The 452-nt window shown below is 70.1% G+C and carries 1 protein-coding gene; it reads left to right on the top strand.

Annotated elements, in window-relative coordinates:
- Positions 1 to 73: 73 nt before the first annotated feature.
- Positions 74 to 452, top strand: a 379-nt coding sequence (locus B2W70_RS00100; RefSeq protein ID WP_286741866.1) for a glycosyltransferase family 4 protein, incomplete at its 3' end; no start/stop codon positions are given.

Consider the following 452-nt stretch of genomic DNA (forward strand, 5'->3'; position numbering starts at 1 on the left):
CCCTGCCACCTTGTGGCGGTCCGCCACCTCGCGACAGCCCCTGCTGACCACCATCAACGGCCATGCGCCCGCCTTGAGCGCGCGCTTCGAGCGCTTGCTGGCCGAGCAGAAGTGGGACATCGTGCAGGTCGAGCACAGCTACGGCTTTCAGCCCTTCGAGCAGGCTTTGCGCCGGCACCGCCAACGCTTCGTCATCACCGAGCACAACGTCGAGTCGGCGCTGGGCTCGGCCACCTACGGCAAGTGGCCAGCGTGGCTGCGTGGCCTGGCCGCCTGGGACCAGCGCCGCGCCCGACGCTGGGAGCGCCACGTGCTGGCCCAAGCCAGCGCCATCGTGGCGGTCACGGACGCCGATGCCGGGCAACTCGGCGTGATCGGCAATGGCCGACCCACCCATGTCGTCAGCAATGGCGTGGACACGCACGCCTTCGCTGCCGTGCGGCACGACGCGA

The organism is Aquabacterium sp. UBA2148 (assembly GCF_002328915.1).
Lineage (GTDB): Bacteria > Pseudomonadota > Gammaproteobacteria > Burkholderiales > Burkholderiaceae_C > Aquabacterium > Aquabacterium parvum.